The following is a 15,794-nucleotide window of genomic DNA, read 5'->3' as shown; positions in this document are numbered from 1 at the left end:
GCTTTATTAGCAAATGCACGCAACAGCTGTCTTGCCTGCAGGCAAACCGCTATGTTTGCAGCCGCCGCCACCATTTCGACATTGCCAACCCGTAAGCGCCGCGCCGAAACAGGAGTAAAAACAACATCATGACCGCCCCAAGCGAACAGACAGTCCTCAAGCAATCGATCGCGGCCACCGTCGTCGTCGGGGTGACGGGCGTGATCTTCGGTCTGCTTTCGGGCTCGGTTTCCATCGTCTTCGACGGCGTGTTCTCGGCCGTCGATGCCTCCATGACCGTGCTTGCGCTCGGCGTGACGCAACTGATCCCGAAGCAGAGCAAGCGGTTCCAGATGGGTTTCTGGCATATCGAGCCCATGGTGCTGCTCTTCAATGCCGGGCTGCTGACGCTGCTTTCCTTCTACGCGATGGTCAACGCCGTCGGATCGCTCCTGTCGGGTGGCAACCATCTCGCCTTCGACTGGGCGATTGCCTATGCCGCCGTCGTCGTGGTGATCTGCCTCGTCATGTTTTTCTACATTCGCCGGGCAAACCGGCCGATCGGCTCGGAGTTCCTGGCGCTCGACGTGCGTGCCTGGGCGATGTCCGGTGCGATCACCTCGGCCCTGCTCGTCGCCTTCGTGATCGCCGCGGCGTTGAAGGGTACGGCTTACGAACACTGGACGCCCTATGTCGACCCGGCGATCCTGATCGTGCTGACGCTCTGCCTTATTCCGCTGCCGATCCGCACGGTCTTCCAGGCATTGAAGGAGATCTTCCTGGTCGCGCCTGCCGAACTCGACGAGCGCGTGCGTCAGGCGGCGGCAAATGCGGTCGCGCGCCACGGCTTTGCCGACTATCGCACCTATGTCGCCAAGGTCGGGCGCTCCAAGACGATCGAGGTCTATCTTATCGGAACGCCGGAAACCAAGGTCGGCACCCTCGCCGAACTCGACCGGATCCGCGCCGAGGTCGGCGAGGAGATCGGCGATCCCGGCCACGACCGCTGGCTGACGATCGCCTTTACCGGCGAAGCGCGCTGGGCTGAGTAATCTTCCCCCGTCAGGAAAGCTCGATCCGCCTGTTGATGCCGATCGCCTCCAGGAAGGCGTGGTCGTGGCTGACGACGAGCAGCGCGCCGTCATAGGCTCTGAGACCCGCCTCGACCGCCTCGACGGATTCGATATCCAGATGGTTGGTCGGCTCGTCGAGGATCAAGAGCTGCGGTGGGCTGCTGCCGCCGAGCACGCAGGCAAGCCCTGCACGCAGCATCTGGCCGCCGCTGAGGCTCGAAACGACCTGCAAGGCCGCGTCTGCCCGGAACATGAAACGGGCGAGCGCCGCGCGGCAGTCGTTCTCGCTGGCGTCAGGATTAAGTTGCCGGAAATTGTCACGGATCGAAAGACGGGGATCGATCAGGCTCACCTGCTGGTCGAGCATGGCGTATTCGACCAGGACACGCACATTGCCGGACCATGGCTTGAGATCACCGGTCAACAGCGACAGCAGCGTCGTCTTGCCCGAGCCGTTGCGGCCGGTGAGTGCTACGCGCTCGGGGCCGACGATCGAGAGCGACAGCCGGTCGATCACTGGCGTTCGCGGCTGATAACCCGCAGTGACGGCATCGACCTGCAGCACGCCCCGGCCGGCGGGCAGGCCGGTCGCAGGCAGGCGGACGGTCAGCGGCTGCAGGATTTCGATGCGTTCGCGTGCCTCGGCCACATCGCCGATCGCAGAATCGCGGCGGCGCTCGGCAAGACGGGCATTGTCGCCGCCCGTCTTCTCGCTGCGCTCCTTCCTCGCATCGAGCAGCAGCAGCGGCTCATCCCCCTTGGCCCGCTTACGGCGGCCTGACGCGTCCTTGCGCGCCTTGCGCTCGGCTATCTCTTGCGTTTTTCGTTGGACCTCGGCCAGACGGCGCTCCGCGTCGGCGAGATCGTGACGGGCCGACGCGAGCTCGATCGCCTTGCGCTCGCGGTAGTGGCTCCAGTTGCCGCCATAGGTCGTGGCGCCGAGCGATGTCAGCTCGACGATCGCATCCATCGTCTCCAGGAGTTCGCGGTCATGGCTGACGACGATGGCGCCGCCGCGCCAGCCCGCCATCAACGCGGCAACGGCAGCCCGCCCCTCGCGGTCGAGATTGTTGGTGGGTTCGTCGAGCAGGATGAAATCCGGTTCCTGGAAGACGAGGGCGGCAAGCTTCACGCGGGTCATCTGCCCGCCGGAAAGTGCTGCAAGGCGCGTCCCCGCCGACGCCTCCAGACCGACGCGCGCAAGTGCTGCCTCCAGCCGGGATTCGAGCGTCCAGTCGGCCGCGGCAAGCTCGTCCATGCTGGCCAGCCCTTCTTCCGCACGCTTGAGGACGCCAAGCGCATCGCGGATGCCAAACAGGTCGGCGACGGTTTCATTGTCCGCGACCTGGACGGTCTGGCTGAGCATGCCGAGGCTGCCCGTGACCGTAACCTTGCCGGCCTGCGGCGCGAGTGAACCTTCGATCAGCCGCAGGAGCGTCGACTTGCCGACGCCGTTGCGGCCGACGAGACCGGTGCGCAAAGCACCAAAGCTCAGGTCGAGATTGGAAAAGAGGCTTCGGCCCTCAGGCGTGGACCACGAAAGTTGGGAGAGTGAAATCGAAGCAGGCATGGATACGGTTTTCCCTGATGGCAAGACGGTTCGGCTTGGCGGTCAGGGTGAAATCCATCGATGCGTGTATCCTGTTCAAATTTCTATCGCGGCAATAGATAGCATCGAATGCGCCCGTTTCAAGGCGGGACATTCGATTGCCGCGCGGCGATAAGCGGAGGATCAGGCGAGGCTGCGCCGCGCCTCGTCATGGCCGAAAGTCAGCCCGGAGGCGCGCACGCTTCGGTTTCGGCCGTGGTTCTTGGCGTCGAGAAGAGCGGCGTCAGCCCGCGTCAGCAGGGTAGCGACGGGCCCGTCGTCCGGAGCCGAGGCAATGCCGACCGAGACTGAAACCGTGCCCAGAATCCGGCCGCGATGCGACAGAGGGGTGGTGCCGATCCGGGTCCTCAGCCGCTCGGCAAGCTCGAAACCTGCCGCCTCGTCTGCTTCCGGCAGCAACACCGTAAATTCCTCGCCGCCGAAACGATAGGCGCTGCCGGCGTCGGCCACCGTATCGACGATGATCTGCGCGACATATTGCATGACGACGTCGCCGGCATCGTGGCCGAACTCATCGTTGAAGCGCTTGAAATGGTCGATATCGATCATCAGGCAGGTGAGTGGCTTGCCGCCCTGCCCGCGCGGCTCACGGTTCAGCGCCTCGTCGAGGCAGCGCCGGTTGAGCAGGCCCGTCAGCGCGTCGCGCACCGCCAGATTGGTGAGCTTCTCGCGCAGCTGAAGATTGGCGACGGCCAGCCCGATGTTTTCGGCGATCAATTCGAGATAGAGGCGCGATGCTTCGACTGCGAATGTTTCGTCAGAGCGCTCCTCGAAATAGAGGAGACCAATGGTATCGCCCTGGGCTGTCAGCGGCACGCAGAGACCGACCGCGCCATCGTCGTCGAGATGCTGGCAGGCGATGTCGCTGTGACCGCGATTGCTGACATGCGGCCGGCCGCGGCGAAGTCCCCAGCAGGCGCTGGACGGGAAGGATGGCGCAGAATGCTGCGGATCGAACCAACTGCCGACGCGGGTCAAGAGCGTCCGGCTGTCGCTCAGCACGTAGAGATGGCCAGCAAGATTGGGAAAGACCTGCGGCGCGAAGCGGGCCACGACCTCGGCCAGTTCGTCCTGGCTCTGGCAGGCCTGCAGCCGGTGCATCATCTGCAGGATCAGGTCCTTGGTCTGCTGGTCCAGGCGCCGCTCCGCATCGAGCCGATCACGTTCGATACCGTTTTCCCGAAAGATATGGATCGCCTTGTTCATCTCGCCGATTTCATCGCGGCGCCGATCGAGCGGCACTTCCACAGCGTAGTCCTGCTCGGCGAGACGCGTGACGATGCCGCTCATGCGGGTGAGCGGCATGGCGACGCGGCGCTTGAGAATGAAATAGAGCACGCTCAGGAACAGGGCGGCGGTGATGCCAAGCATCGTCTTGGCGGCGATGGCGAACCAGTCGCTGCGCGCCTGTGCCTCGTTGAGCGCCCCGCCTGTGCGAGCATTGGTCAAGTCTCGAAACCGTGCGACCGTGTCGAGAAGCGCTGTCTGCAGGCGCTCGTGCTCCGGGCCGAATAGCTTCTCCAGGGCGGTCGTGCGATCGCCCTTCTGATAGGCCTCGATGGCGGCAACCTCGATCTTGTCGAGTGCCTCTGCCTCGCGCATCGTCTCCTGAAGGGCTGCGATCTCGCCCTGGGACGCGCCGAAACTCGTGGCCGTCTTGATCGCCTCTTCGCGCTTGCGCTCCTCTTCCTCCGCGCGATGGAAGGTTTCGAGGTGACGCTCGTCGCCGCGCATGACGTAAAGGCGCGCCTCGTCGGTCCGTACTTCCGCTCCGAGCGCAAGTTCTTCGCCAAGCGTATCGAGGGCAAGATGCTGTTCGACCGCGCGCCTCTCCTCGAGAGCGCTATTCGTCGACAGGATGAAGGCGGCGCCCGAAAGCCCCGTCAGAAGCACGGTAACGCCGTAGGCCCAGTTGGTGATCGCATTTATTCGCATGAGAAGAGCTTACCCTGCGCGGATTGAAAGCGGATTAATCGCATTCCCTGGCTTCGGCAACAGGCCCGGAGCATGTTGACGCGGGCGGCACGGCTTTTGTTCCATTGCGCGCTACGGGCGGGAACAACCGGTGGTGATGCCCGGGGGGCCAGCATAGCGAAACGCCATATCGCACGGATGTCAGCGCAGGCTACCTCCTCCGGTGGGACACGTTGCGCGCAGCGGATCGCTCAAGTAGGTTCGATCTCGAAGGCGCTGGTGAGGCCAGCCGCTGGAATATTCTGGTATCGCGTAGAACCCGGCAGCCCATGCCGGGCAAGAGGACGGCCGAAAGGCCGGGTGCAAATGACACTGTCGGGCAAGCGTATTCTCCTGATCATCTCCGGCGGCATCGCGGCCTATAAGAGCCTCGATCTCATCCGACGTTTGCGGGAACGCGGGGCGAGCGTGCGGCCGGTGATGACGGCCGGCGCGCAGCAGTTCGTGACCCCGCTTGCCGTCGGCGCGCTGTCCGCCTCGCACGTCTATATCGATCTCTTTTCGCGCGAGGACGAGCAGGATGTCGGCCATATCCGACTGGCGCGCGAGTGCGACCTGATCGTCGTTGCGCCGGCGACCGCCGACCTGATGGCCAAGATGGCGAACGGCCATGCGGACGACCTCGCCTCCACCATCCTGCTCGCGACCGACCGGCCGGTGCTGATCGCTCCCGCGATGAACCCGAAGATGTGGGCGCATCCGGCAACGCGCCGCAACCGGGCGACGCTCGCCAAAGACGGCATCCGCTTCATTGGCCCCGAAGCCGGCGAGATGGCGGAAAGCGGCGAGGCCGGGGAAGGCCGCATGAGCGAGCAGCTTTCGATCGTGGCCGCCGTCGAGGATCTTCTCGGCGGCGCCGCGAAGCCGCTTGCCGGGCGCAGCGTGATCGTAACCTCAGGGCCGACGCATGAGCCGATCGACCCAGTGCGTTACATCGCCAACCGTTCCTCCGGCAAGCAAGGCCACGCGATCGCCGCCGCGCTGGCAAAGCTCGGCGCTAATGTCACACTCGTCTCCGGCCCGGTGACGATCCCGGATCCCGCCGGCGTCAAGGTCGTGCACGTGGAGCGGGCCGAGGAAATGCGCGACGCGGTGCTAACCGCCCTGCCCGCCGATGTCGCCGTGATGGTTGCCGCCGTTGCCGACTGGCGGGTAGCCAGCGCTGCCGGCAACAAGATCAAGAAGAAGCCGGGCGAGGCCCCGCCGCCGCTGCAGCTTGCCGAAAACCCCGATATCCTGAAGACGGTCGGCCATCATACCAAGCGGCCGAAGCTCGTGATCGGCTTTGCCGCCGAGACCGAAAACGTCGCCGACAACGGCCGCGCCAAGCTCGAGCGCAAGGGCGCCGACTTCATCCTCGCCAACGACGTTTCGCCGGCAACCGGCATCATGGGCGGCGACCGCAACAAGGTGAAGCTGATCTCCCCTGCCGGCAACGACGACTGGCCGGAGATGGACAAGGACGCGGTTGCGGAAAAGCTGGCCGTGATGATTGCCGAGCAACTGGCGCGGATCGACAAGGGCTAGCTCCGAATTACCGATGCCCCTCACCCTAGCCCTCTCCCCGCAAGCGGGGCGAGGGGGGACGTGCCCTGAGTGAACGAAGCGTTCGCAGCAAGCAGATAGATTCGGGAGAGTGCGGCATGTCCCTTCTCCCCGCCTGCGGGGAAAAGGTGGCGGCAGCCGGATGAGGGGCCACCTGCCATCGACCATCAAGATACTGCGCCTCAAGCCATCTGACGTGTCTTCACCGGCGTCCCCTGCGTCGAGAACAGCCGGACATCGACACCATTCTCACCGACAATGACCGCCGTGCCGTCCGGGATTTCCACCCAGGCGCTATCGTCGTCGTTGAGCGGCTCGGAAACGAGGCAATAGCCGCCGCTCGGGCCCATGGGTGCCGCGTAGAGCGTCGGCGCCTTCCAGTCGGAGGCATAGCGCACGGCGTAGAGATCCTGGCCGTCGGAGAAGGCGGCGGTGAAGCGGACCAGCACCTGGCGTTCGAGATGTTCGGCAAGCTGCTCGACGAAGGCGAGTGCCTCGGCGATCGCGCCGAGCGGATCGCGGTCGAGCCCGAACTGCATGGCAAGCAGGAACAGAAGCTCGGAATCGGTCGTGCCGGTGCGCGCCGAATAGAGATCGTTGTCGAGCATGCTCTCCATCGGCCGGCGCAGATGCTCGAAGTCGCCGATCTGGCCGTTGTGCATGAACGACCAGCGGCCGAAGACGAAAGGATGACAGTTGTCGCGCCTTGTGCCACCGCCGGTCGCGGCGCGCACATGGGCAAGAAAGAGCGGCGAGCGGATCTGGCGGGCAATGCTCTTGAGATTGCAGTCCGACCAGGCGGGCAGGATATCGCGGTAGCGCCCCGGCTCCGGGTGATCGCCATACCAGGCGATGCCGAAGCCGTCGCCATTGGTGGCCGTCTTCGCCCGCGTCGCGCAATGGGACTGTTCGATCAGCGAGTGCGCGGGAGAGGTTACCAGTTCCTCGAGATAGAGCGGGTCCCCGCGATAGGCTGCCCAGCGGCACATGCTGATTTCACTCCAGCTCCGCCCCGTAGACTCCGGAGCGATTCGTTAACCATGACGAAGTGCGATGTTCCAACGGAACATGGTAAAAATGCGTTAACACATTCCCCCTTGGTCAAGATGAGCCTGGCCGGAACGCACAGATTTGGCCGTTTCGATGGACACCGTTCCCCTATTACCGTCGCATTTCGAATAAATATTCCATATTGACAAAACTTGCACAATTCATTTCATTTTGGACCGATTGCAGCGGCGCCGACCGGGAGGACTTCAACATGGCCAGCAAGCGCAAACTCGGGATCGGCCTGATCGGCACGGGCTTCATGGGCAAGGCCCATGCGCTCGGCTTCACCATTGCCGCGCGGGTCTTCGACCTGCCCTTCGAGCTCGATCTCGTTTCGGTCGCCGACGTGACCACCGAGAGCGCTGAACGGGCTCGCGGCCAACTCGGCTTCCGCAAGGCGACTGCCGACTGGCGCGAACTTTTGACCGATCCGGATATCGACATCATCGACATCACCACGCCGAACCTCCTGCACAAGGAAATGGCGCTGGCGGCAATCGCCCATGGCAAGCATGTCTATTGCGAAAAGCCGCTGGCGCCGACCGTCGCCGAATGCAGCGAGATGGTCGAGGCCGCCGAGAAGGCCGGCGTCGTCACCCAGGTTGGCTTCAACTATCTCAAGAACCCGCTGATCTTCCTTGCCAAAGACATCATCGAAAGCGGCGAGATCGGCGAGATCCGCTCGATGCGCGGCATCCATGCGGAAGATTTCATGGCCGATGCCAACGTGCCGTGGGGCTGGCGCCTGAACCCGGCCAGCGGCGGCGGCGCGCTTGCCGATATCGGCAGCCACATCATCGCCTCCATGCGCCACCTCGTCGGCCCGATCAAAGCGGTGTTGGCCGAAACCATCATCCAGATTCCGGAACGCCCCGTTGCCGCCGGCTCCAGCGAAACACGCGCCGTCGAGGTCGACGACATCACGCGCGCCTTCGTGCGGTTCGAGAACGGCGCCACCGGCAGCTTCGAGGCCAGCTGGATCGCAACGGGGCGCAAGATGCAGCACGATTTCGAAATCTACGGCTCCAAGGGCAGCATCGTCTTCACCCAGGAGCGGCTGAACGAAATCCGCCTCTACAAGACCGGCGACGACATCCGCACCCGCGGCTTCCGCACCATCTGGGCGGGACCGGAGCATCCGCCCTATGGCGCCTTCTGCGTGGCTCCCGGCCACCAGATCGGCTTCAACGACCTGAAGGCGATCGAGGTCAAGGAATTCCTCGACGCCATCGCCGGGGGCAAATCACCCTCGACCGATTTCCGCGAAGGCTTTGAGGTACAGAAGGTGCTGTCGGCGACCTATCAGTCTGCCAGGACCAATGAATGGGTGCATATCTAGAAAATGGAACGTCTGTTCTATGCCGTTCCCGGCTAATCGATTAGAGTGAGGATGCAAACGACACCGAAGACCGAGGAGACGAATAAGACATGGCCATGCCGGAAACGACGACGGAGGTCCCGCAGGATTTCGAGGCGCTGAAGGCCGCCATTCTGGAACGCAAGGCGCAGCTACCGAAACGGCTGCGCCAGGTCGCCGCCTATTCGCTCGACAATCCTGACGAAATCGCCTTCGGCACGGCGGCGAGCATCGCCACCTCCGCCGAAGTGCAGCCGTCGACGCTGGTGCGCTTCGCTCAGCATTTCGGCTTCGAGGGCTTCTCCAGCCTGCAGCAGATCTTTCGCGCGCGGCTGCGCGAGCGCACGCCCGGCTACGAGGATCGGCTGAAGGCGCTGAGCAACAACGACCATAGCAGGCTCGAAAGCGGCTCGATCTTCAACGGCTTCGTCGCCGCCGCCCACCGCTCGCTCGACAACATCGCCTCTTCGGTCGATCCGGGAGCCTTCGAGCGGGCCGTCGACATTTTGGCCAAAGCTGACACGATCTACCTGATCGCCAAGCGCCGCTCCTACCCGATCTCCAGCTACATGGCCTATGCCTTTGGCAAGCTGAAGGTGAAGTACCAGCTCGTCGGCACGGCCGCCGGCATCGACGAGGATGTGCTGGCCATGGCGACGAAGAACGATGCGGCCTTTGCCGTCAGTTTCTCACCCTATGCCTCCGAAAGCGCCGCCCAGGCGAGGCTTCTCGCGGAACGCAAGGTGCCGGTCGTGTCGCTGACGGATTCGGCCTTCTCGCCGCTCGCGGAATCCTCGAAGGTCTGGTTCGAACTGGTCGAGGCCGACCATGCCGGGTTCCGTTCGCTCTCCGCCAGCATGGCCTTCGCCATGGCGCTGACCGTCGCCATCGCCGAGAAGCGTCAGCGCCTTGCCGAAGGTGGCTAGGTCAAACGGAACAGATAGAATGAAAATTCCATATTGACGAAACGTCGGAATTTATGTTTCATACCGCCATCACCCACAGTACGAAAATGGTCGGGCCCGCCAAGGTGTCCGCGGGGAGGAAGCAGTGAGCCAGAACGTTTCGGCACAGGGAGCAAAGTCGCTCGACCTGATCACCATCGGCCGAGCCTCGGTCGATCTCTACGGCCAGCAGATCGGCACGCGGCTTGAAGACGTTTCGAGCTTTGCCAAGTCGGTCGGCGGGTGCCCGTGCAACATCTCGGTCGGCACGGCCCGCCTGGGCCTCAAGTCGGCGTTGCTGACCCGCGTCGGCGACGAACAGATGGGCCGCTTCATCCGTGAGCAGCTCATCCGTGAAGGCGTCGAGACGCGCGGCATCGTCACCGATCCGGAGCGGCTGACGGCGCTCGCCATCCTCGCGGTCGAAAACGACAAGTCCTTCCCGCTGCTCTTCTACCGCGACAACTGCGCCGACAACGCGCTCTGCGAAGACGACGTTTCGGAAGACTTCATCCGCTCGGCCCGCGCCATCCTCGTCTCCGGCACGCATTTCTCCAAGCCGAACACCGACGCCGCCCAACGCAAGGCCATGCGCCTTGCCAAGGAAAGCGGCGCCAAGATCGTCTTCGACATCGACTACCGTCCGAACCTCTGGGGTCTTGCCGGCCATGATGCCGGCGAGAGCCGCTACATCGCCTCCGACCGGGTTTCGGCGCACCTGAAGACCGTTCTTGCCGATTGCGACCTGATCGTCGGCACGGAAGAGGAAGTGCTGATCGCGTCCGGCGAAAGCGACCTCTTGCAAGCGCTGAAGACAATCCGCTCGCTTTCCAAGGCGACGATCGTTCTGAAGCGCGGACCGATGGGTTGCATCGTCTATGACGGCCCTATCTCCGACAATCTCGAAGACGGCATCGTCGGCAAGGGCTTCCCGATCGAGGTCTACAACGTGCTCGGCGCCGGCGACGCCTTCATGTCCGGCTTCCTGCGCGGCTGGCTGAAGAACGAACCGCATGCAACATCTGCCACCTGGGCCAATGCTTGCGGCGCCTTTGCCGTATCGCGGCTGCTTTGTGCGCCTGAAATTCCGACCTGGACCGAGCTGCAGTTCTTCCTGGAAAACGGCAGCAAGGAACGGGCGCTGCGCAAGGACGAGGCGATCAACCACGTTCACTGGGCGACCACCCGTCGCCGCGACATTCCGCTTCTGATGGCGCTTGCGATCGACCATCGCAGCCAGCTCGAAGATATGGCCGCCGGCGACCAGGCTCTGCTTGCCCGTATTCCCGCCTTCAAGGTGCTGGCGGTCAAGGCCGCCGCCCAGGTCGCGGCCGGTCGCTCCGGCTTCGGCATGCTGATCGACGATAAATACGGCCGCGATGCGCTTTATGCCGCCGGCGCACACCACGATTTCTGGATCGGCAAGCCGATCGAGCTCCCGGGCTCGCGGCCGCTGCAGTTCGAATTCAGCCAGGACCTCGGCAGCCGCCTGATCGATTGGCCGGTCGATCATTGCATCAAGGTGCTCTCCTTCTACCACCCGGATGATCCCGCAGACCTCAAGGCGCAGCAGGTGGCGAAGCTCCGCTCGGCCTTCGAAGCGGCCCGCAAGGTCGGTCGCGAGATCCTGATCGAGATCATCGCCGGCAAGCATGGCAAGCTCGACGACCAGACGATCCCGCGGGCGCTGACCGAACTCTACGACGCCGGCCTCAAGCCCGACTGGTGGAAGCTCGAGCCGCAGGCAAGCCGCGGCGCCTGGGCGGCGATCGACGCCGTGATCGAGGCCCGCGATCCGCTCTGCCGCGGCGTGGTGCTCCTGGGCCTCGAGGCGCCCTATGAGCAGTTGAAGGATGGCTTTGCAGCCGCCCGCACCTCGAAGACGGTCAAAGGCTTCGCCGTCGGCCGCACGATCTTCGCCGATGCCGGCAAGGCCTGGCTCGGCGGTACGATGACAGACGAGCAGGCGATCGCCGACATGGCCGGAAAATTTGGGGCGTTGGTGGATCTCTGGCTGCAACTGGGTGAAACAAAGGCGGCATAGGATCGACGGATAACCATCGATAATGCTGCGGACAGGGTGGAACGGGACGATTCCGCCACGAGGAGGAAACAGACAATGAGCCAGAAGACCGTGCGCCTGACCATGGCCCAGGCCGTGGCGCGGTTCCTGACCCGCCAGATGACCGTGATCGACGGCAAGAAGGTACCGATCTTCGGCGGCGTCTTCGCCATCTTCGGCCACGGCAACGTTGCCGGCGTCGGCGAAGCGCTGCATGCAATCAAGGACACGCTGCCGACCTACCGCGCTCAGAACGAACAGGGCATGGCCAATGCAGCGATCGCCTTTGCCAAGGCGAGCTTCCGCCGCCGCTTCATGGCCTGCACAACCTCGATCGGCCCCGGCGCACTCAACATGGTGACCTCGGCGGCACTCGCCCATGTCAACCGCCTGCCTGTCCTGTTCCTGCCCGGCGACGTCTTCGCCAATCGCCGCCCCGATCCGGTGCTGCAGCAGGTGGAAAGCTTCGGCGACGGCACGATCTCGGCCAATGACTGCTTCCGTCCGGTGTCGCGTTACTTCGACCGCATCACACGGCCCGAACAGATCGTGCCGGCGCTCCGCCGCGCCATGCAGGTTCTCACCGATCCGGCTGATTGCGGCCCCGTCACGCTGTCGCTCTGCCAGGACGTGCAGGCTGAAGCCTATGACTATCCGGAAAACTTCTTCGACGAGAAGGTCTGGGTGCCGCGCCGCATCGAGCCCGATCTCGACGAACTGGCAACGGCAATCGCAGCGCTGAAGCAAGCGAAGAAGCCGATCATCATCGCCGGTGGCGGCGTGCTCTATTCGGAAGCGACCAAGGAGCTCGGCGACTTTGCCGAACGGCACGGCATTCCCGTCGTCGAAACGCAGGCCGGCAAGTCGGCGCTGCCGCATTCGCATTCCCTTAACATGGGCTCGGTCGGCGTCACCGGCACTTCCGCCTCCAACGCGCTCGCCGAGGACGCCGATGTGGTTCTCGCCGTCGGTTCGCGGTTGCAGGATTTCACCACCGGTTCCTGGGCGCTCTTCAAGAATGAGGGCCTCAAGATCATCGGCCTCAACGTCCAGCCGTTCGATGCCGGCAAGCACAACGGCCTGCCTCTGATTGCCGACGCCCGCGCCGGTCTCAACCGGATCTCTGGCGGTCTCGGCAGCTACAAGGCCGACCCGAGCTGGACCGCCAAGGCCAAGGCCGGCAAGGCCGAATGGCTGACGGCTGCCGACAAGGCGACCGCCACGACCAATGCGGCGCTTCCCTCCGATGCCCAGGTGATCGGCGCCGTCCAGCGCGCCCGCGGCGGCAAGAACACGACCCTCGTCTGCGCCGCCGGCGGTCTGCCGGGCGAGTTGCATAAGCTCTGGCAGGCGGAAGAGCCTGGCGGCTACCACATGGAATACGGCTTCTCGACCATGGGCTACGAGGTCGCCGGCGGCCTCGGCGTCAAGCTTGCCAAGCCCGAGAGCGATGTCATCGTCATGGTCGGCGACGGCAGCTATATGATGCTGAACTCGGAGATCGCCTCCTCGATCATGCTCGGCGCCAAGTTCACCATCGTGCTGCTCGACAATGCCGGCTACGGCTGCATCAACCGGCTGCAGATGGGCACCGGCGGCGCCAACTTCAACAATCTCTTGAAGGACACCCATCACGTCGAGCTGCCGCAGATCGACTTCGCGGCCCACGCTGCCGCGATGGGCGCCGTCACCCGCAAGGTCGGCTCGATCTCCGAGCTCGAAGCGGCCCTCAAGGAGACGGCGGGCGAGGCGCGCACGACCGTCATCGTCATCGACACCGACCCGCTGATCACCACCGAGGCCGGCGGCCACTGGTGGGATGTGGCAGTGCCCGAAGTCTCGGGCCGCAAGCAAGTCAACGAGGCGCGCGAGGGCTACGTAAAGGCGCTCACCTCCCAGCGCTTCGGCTAAGATTGCCCTTTCGGCGCCCGCGTCTTTGCCTGTCGGGCAACGTCCGGAAGGATGAGACATCGAGAGCGGCCCCTCACCCTAACCCTCTCCCCGCGAGCGGGGAGAGGGAACACGGAGGGCGCGGCATTTCCCTTCTCCCCGCCTGCGGGGAGAAGGTGGCGGCAGCCGGATGAGGGGGCAATCGCCCCGTCCCCGCTGCGCACCCATGAGGCACCACGAACGATCCGCCTGCGCGGACAATGCTATAGGAAACGACTAACATGATCCGCTACGGAACCAACCCGATCGCCTGGAGCAACGACGACGATCATACGATCGGCGCGCATCTGACGCTCGAGGATTGCCTCTCCGATTGCCAGAAGATCGGCTTCGACGGCATCGAGAAGGGGCACAAGATGCCAAGCGATCCGGAGGCACTGAAGCAGAAGCTCGCCTCCTACGATCTCGTCTTCGTTTCCGGCTGGCATTCGACCAACTTGCTCACCCACGACGTCGAGGCCGAGAAGAAGGCGATCCAGCCACATCTCGACCTCCTGAAGCACAATGGTTGCAAGGTGGCGATCGTCTGCGAAACCTCGAACGCCATTCATGGCGACGACACGAAGTCGGTTGCCAACGATAAGCCGGTGCTGCCGGCCGACCAGTGGAAGAAGTTCGGTGCCGACCTCGAAGCGATCGCTGAGTATTGCGCCGGCCAGGGCATCGACCTCGTCTACCACCACCACATGGGCACGATCGTCCAGACCGGCGAGGAAATCGACCTCCTGATGCAGAACACCGGGCCGGCGACCAAGCTGCTGCTCGATACCGGCCACGCCTGGTTCGGCGGCTCCGATCCGGCGGAAGTCGCAAGCAAGTACATGCACCGTGTACGCCACATCCATTGCAAGAACGTGCGGCCGGCCATCCGCAAAGTCGTCGAAGGTGAAGACCTCTCCTTCCTCGAAGGCGTGCGCCGCGGCGTCTTCACCGTGCCCGGCGACAGCGAGGGCGGCGTCGACTTCCTGCCCGTGCTGAAGATCGCGGCCGAGCACGACTATTCCGGCTGGCTGGTGATCGAGGCCGAACAGGATTCGGCCGTGCGCAACCCGTTCGAATACCAGTCACTCGGGCTGAAGTCGCTGAAGGCCCTTGCCAAGGAAGCCGGGCTCGACAAGTAAGCTCACGGTTTCGGTCGCCGGACTTCACGGGGATTGCCCCTCATCCGGCTGCCGCCACCTTCTCCCCGCTTGCGGGGAGAAGGGATATGCCGCTGGCTCCCCAATTCCTCGCGACGTAAGGTGGAGAGCATGCGGCAAACTCCAGATTCCCTCTCCCCGCCTGCGGGGAGAGGGTTAGGGTGAGGGGCAAGCCACACGTTCAGAGCGCCCCGGGAAAGGAATCAGGGAGACCGTCACATGTCCAAGCTGCTCGTCAAACCGAAGGCCAAATCGGGCCTGATGCAAAACGTGACGCCGGAGAGCGCCGGGTGGACCTATGTCGGCTTCGCGCTTGAACGGCTGAAGGCCGGCGAAACGACCGAAGGCGAGACCGGTGACAAGGAAGTCTGCCTCGTGCTGGTCTCCGGTAAGGCGAAGGTATCCGTTGACGGCGAAAGCTTCGGCGAACTCGGCGGGCGCATGACGCCGTTCGAGGGCCAGCCCTATGCCGTCTATGTGCCGAAGGGCAGCCGCTGGCAGGCAACGGCGACTTCGGATCTGGATCTTGCCATCTGCTCGGCACCGGGCGGCGAGGGCTTCAAGGCGAAGGTCATCGCGCCGGGCACGCATCCGCAGATGACGCGCGGCAAGGGCACCAACACCCGCTACGTCACCAACATCATGCCGGAAGATGACGGTTCGGCGCAGTCTCTGCTCGTCGTAGAAGTGATTACGCCCGGCGGCCACACCTCCTCCTACCCGCCGCACAAGCACGACCAGGACGACCTGCCGGCCGAAAGCTATCTGGAAGAGACCTACTATCACCGGCTGAACCCGCCGCAGGGTTTCGCCATGCAGCGCGTCTATACCGACGACCGCTCGCTGGACGAGACCATGGCGGTCGAGGACGGCGACGTGACGCTGGTGCCGAAGGGATATCACCCCGTTGCCGCAGTACACGGCTACGACGTCTACTATCTCAACGTCATGGCCGGGCCGAAGCGTATCTGGAAGTTCCACAACGCCCGCGAACACGAGTGGCTGTTCACCGGCGTGTAAGTTTCTACTTACGCAATCGTGGCCCCATGCCTCCAGCCGCTGCAGCCAGTGGCGATTGTCGTCGATAGTCAGGCGTGAGCTATCCAAGCTCA

11 protein-coding genes are annotated in these 15,794 nt (G+C 64.0%); 8 read left to right on the top strand and 3 right to left on the bottom strand.

Annotated elements, in window-relative coordinates:
* Positions 1-128 precede the first annotated feature (128 nt).
* Positions 129-1,031, top strand: coding sequence for a cation transporter (locus tag ASE60_RS01510; RefSeq protein WP_057247966.1), 903 nt, complete (start codon positions 129-131; stop codon positions 1,029-1,031).
* A gap of 10 nt (positions 1,032-1,041) precedes the next feature.
* Here the strand turns inward: ASE60_RS01510 and ASE60_RS01505 are convergent, their stop codons facing one another.
* Positions 1,042-2,622: an ABC-F family ATP-binding cassette domain-containing protein gene (locus tag ASE60_RS01505; RefSeq protein WP_057247965.1), complete on the bottom strand. Its 1,581-nt coding sequence runs from the start codon at positions 2,620-2,622 to the stop codon at positions 1,042-1,044.
* Between the two features lie 162 nt (positions 2,623-2,784).
* Positions 2,785-4,596, bottom strand: coding sequence for a diguanylate cyclase (locus ASE60_RS01500; RefSeq protein WP_057247964.1), 1,812 nt, complete (start codon positions 4,594-4,596; stop codon positions 2,785-2,787).
* Between the two features lie 345 nt (positions 4,597-4,941).
* Here ASE60_RS01500 and coaBC point away from each other — a divergent pair, with 345 nt between their 5' ends.
* Positions 4,942-6,162 carry a bifunctional phosphopantothenoylcysteine decarboxylase/phosphopantothenate--cysteine ligase CoaBC gene (gene coaBC / locus ASE60_RS01495; protein ID WP_057247963.1) on the top strand — a complete coding sequence of 407 codons (1,221 nt, stop codon included), beginning with the start codon at positions 4,942-4,944 and terminating at the stop codon, positions 6,160-6,162.
* Positions 6,163-6,362: 200 nt separating this feature from the next.
* On the opposite strand, the gene ASE60_RS01490 is transcribed toward coaBC, so the two are convergent.
* Positions 6,363-7,169: a class II glutamine amidotransferase gene (locus tag ASE60_RS01490; RefSeq protein ID WP_057247962.1), complete on the bottom strand. Its 807-nt coding sequence runs from the start codon at positions 7,167-7,169 to the stop codon at positions 6,363-6,365.
* Positions 7,170-7,441: 272 nt separating this feature from the next.
* On the opposite strand from ASE60_RS01490, the gene ASE60_RS01485 reads away from it, so the two are divergent.
* The 6 genes from ASE60_RS01485 to iolB all read left to right on the top strand — a co-directional run bounded on the left by ASE60_RS01485 (position 7,442) and on the right by iolB (position 15,702).
* A complete protein-coding gene (locus tag ASE60_RS01485; protein ID WP_057247961.1) occupies positions 7,442-8,569 on the top strand; it encodes a Gfo/Idh/MocA family oxidoreductase in 1,128 nt (375 codons plus the stop codon).
* An 89-nt stretch (positions 8,570-8,658) separates the two neighbouring features.
* Positions 8,659-9,513 (top strand): MurR/RpiR family transcriptional regulator, encoded by an 855-nt coding sequence (locus tag ASE60_RS01480; RefSeq protein ID WP_057247960.1) that lies wholly within the window; start codon positions 8,659-8,661, stop codon positions 9,511-9,513.
* Between the two features lie 124 nt (positions 9,514-9,637).
* Positions 9,638-11,575 carry a 5-dehydro-2-deoxygluconokinase gene (gene iolC / locus ASE60_RS01475; RefSeq protein WP_057247959.1) on the top strand — a complete coding sequence of 646 codons (1,938 nt, stop codon included), beginning with the start codon at positions 9,638-9,640 and terminating at the stop codon, positions 11,573-11,575.
* A 75-nt stretch (positions 11,576-11,650) separates the two neighbouring features.
* Positions 11,651-13,504 (top strand): 3D-(3,5/4)-trihydroxycyclohexane-1,2-dione acylhydrolase (decyclizing), encoded by a 1,854-nt coding sequence (iolD, locus tag ASE60_RS01470; RefSeq protein WP_057247958.1) that lies wholly within the window; start codon positions 11,651-11,653, stop codon positions 13,502-13,504.
* A 260-nt stretch (positions 13,505-13,764) separates the two neighbouring features.
* A complete protein-coding gene (gene iolE, locus ASE60_RS01465) occupies positions 13,765-14,664 on the top strand; it encodes a myo-inosose-2 dehydratase (protein WP_057247957.1) in 900 nt (299 codons plus the stop codon).
* Between the two features lie 237 nt (positions 14,665-14,901).
* Positions 14,902-15,702 (top strand): 5-deoxy-glucuronate isomerase, encoded by an 801-nt coding sequence (gene iolB, locus ASE60_RS01460; RefSeq protein ID WP_057247956.1) that lies wholly within the window; start codon positions 14,902-14,904, stop codon positions 15,700-15,702.
* Positions 15,703-15,794 lie beyond the last annotated feature (92 nt).

Source organism: Ensifer sp. Root278 (genome assembly GCF_001429285.1).
In the GTDB taxonomy this organism is placed as follows: Bacteria; Pseudomonadota; Alphaproteobacteria; order Rhizobiales; family Rhizobiaceae; genus Ensifer.
Note: the sequence above shows the minus strand (reverse complement) of the source record. Positions and strands in the feature narration are given on the sequence as shown.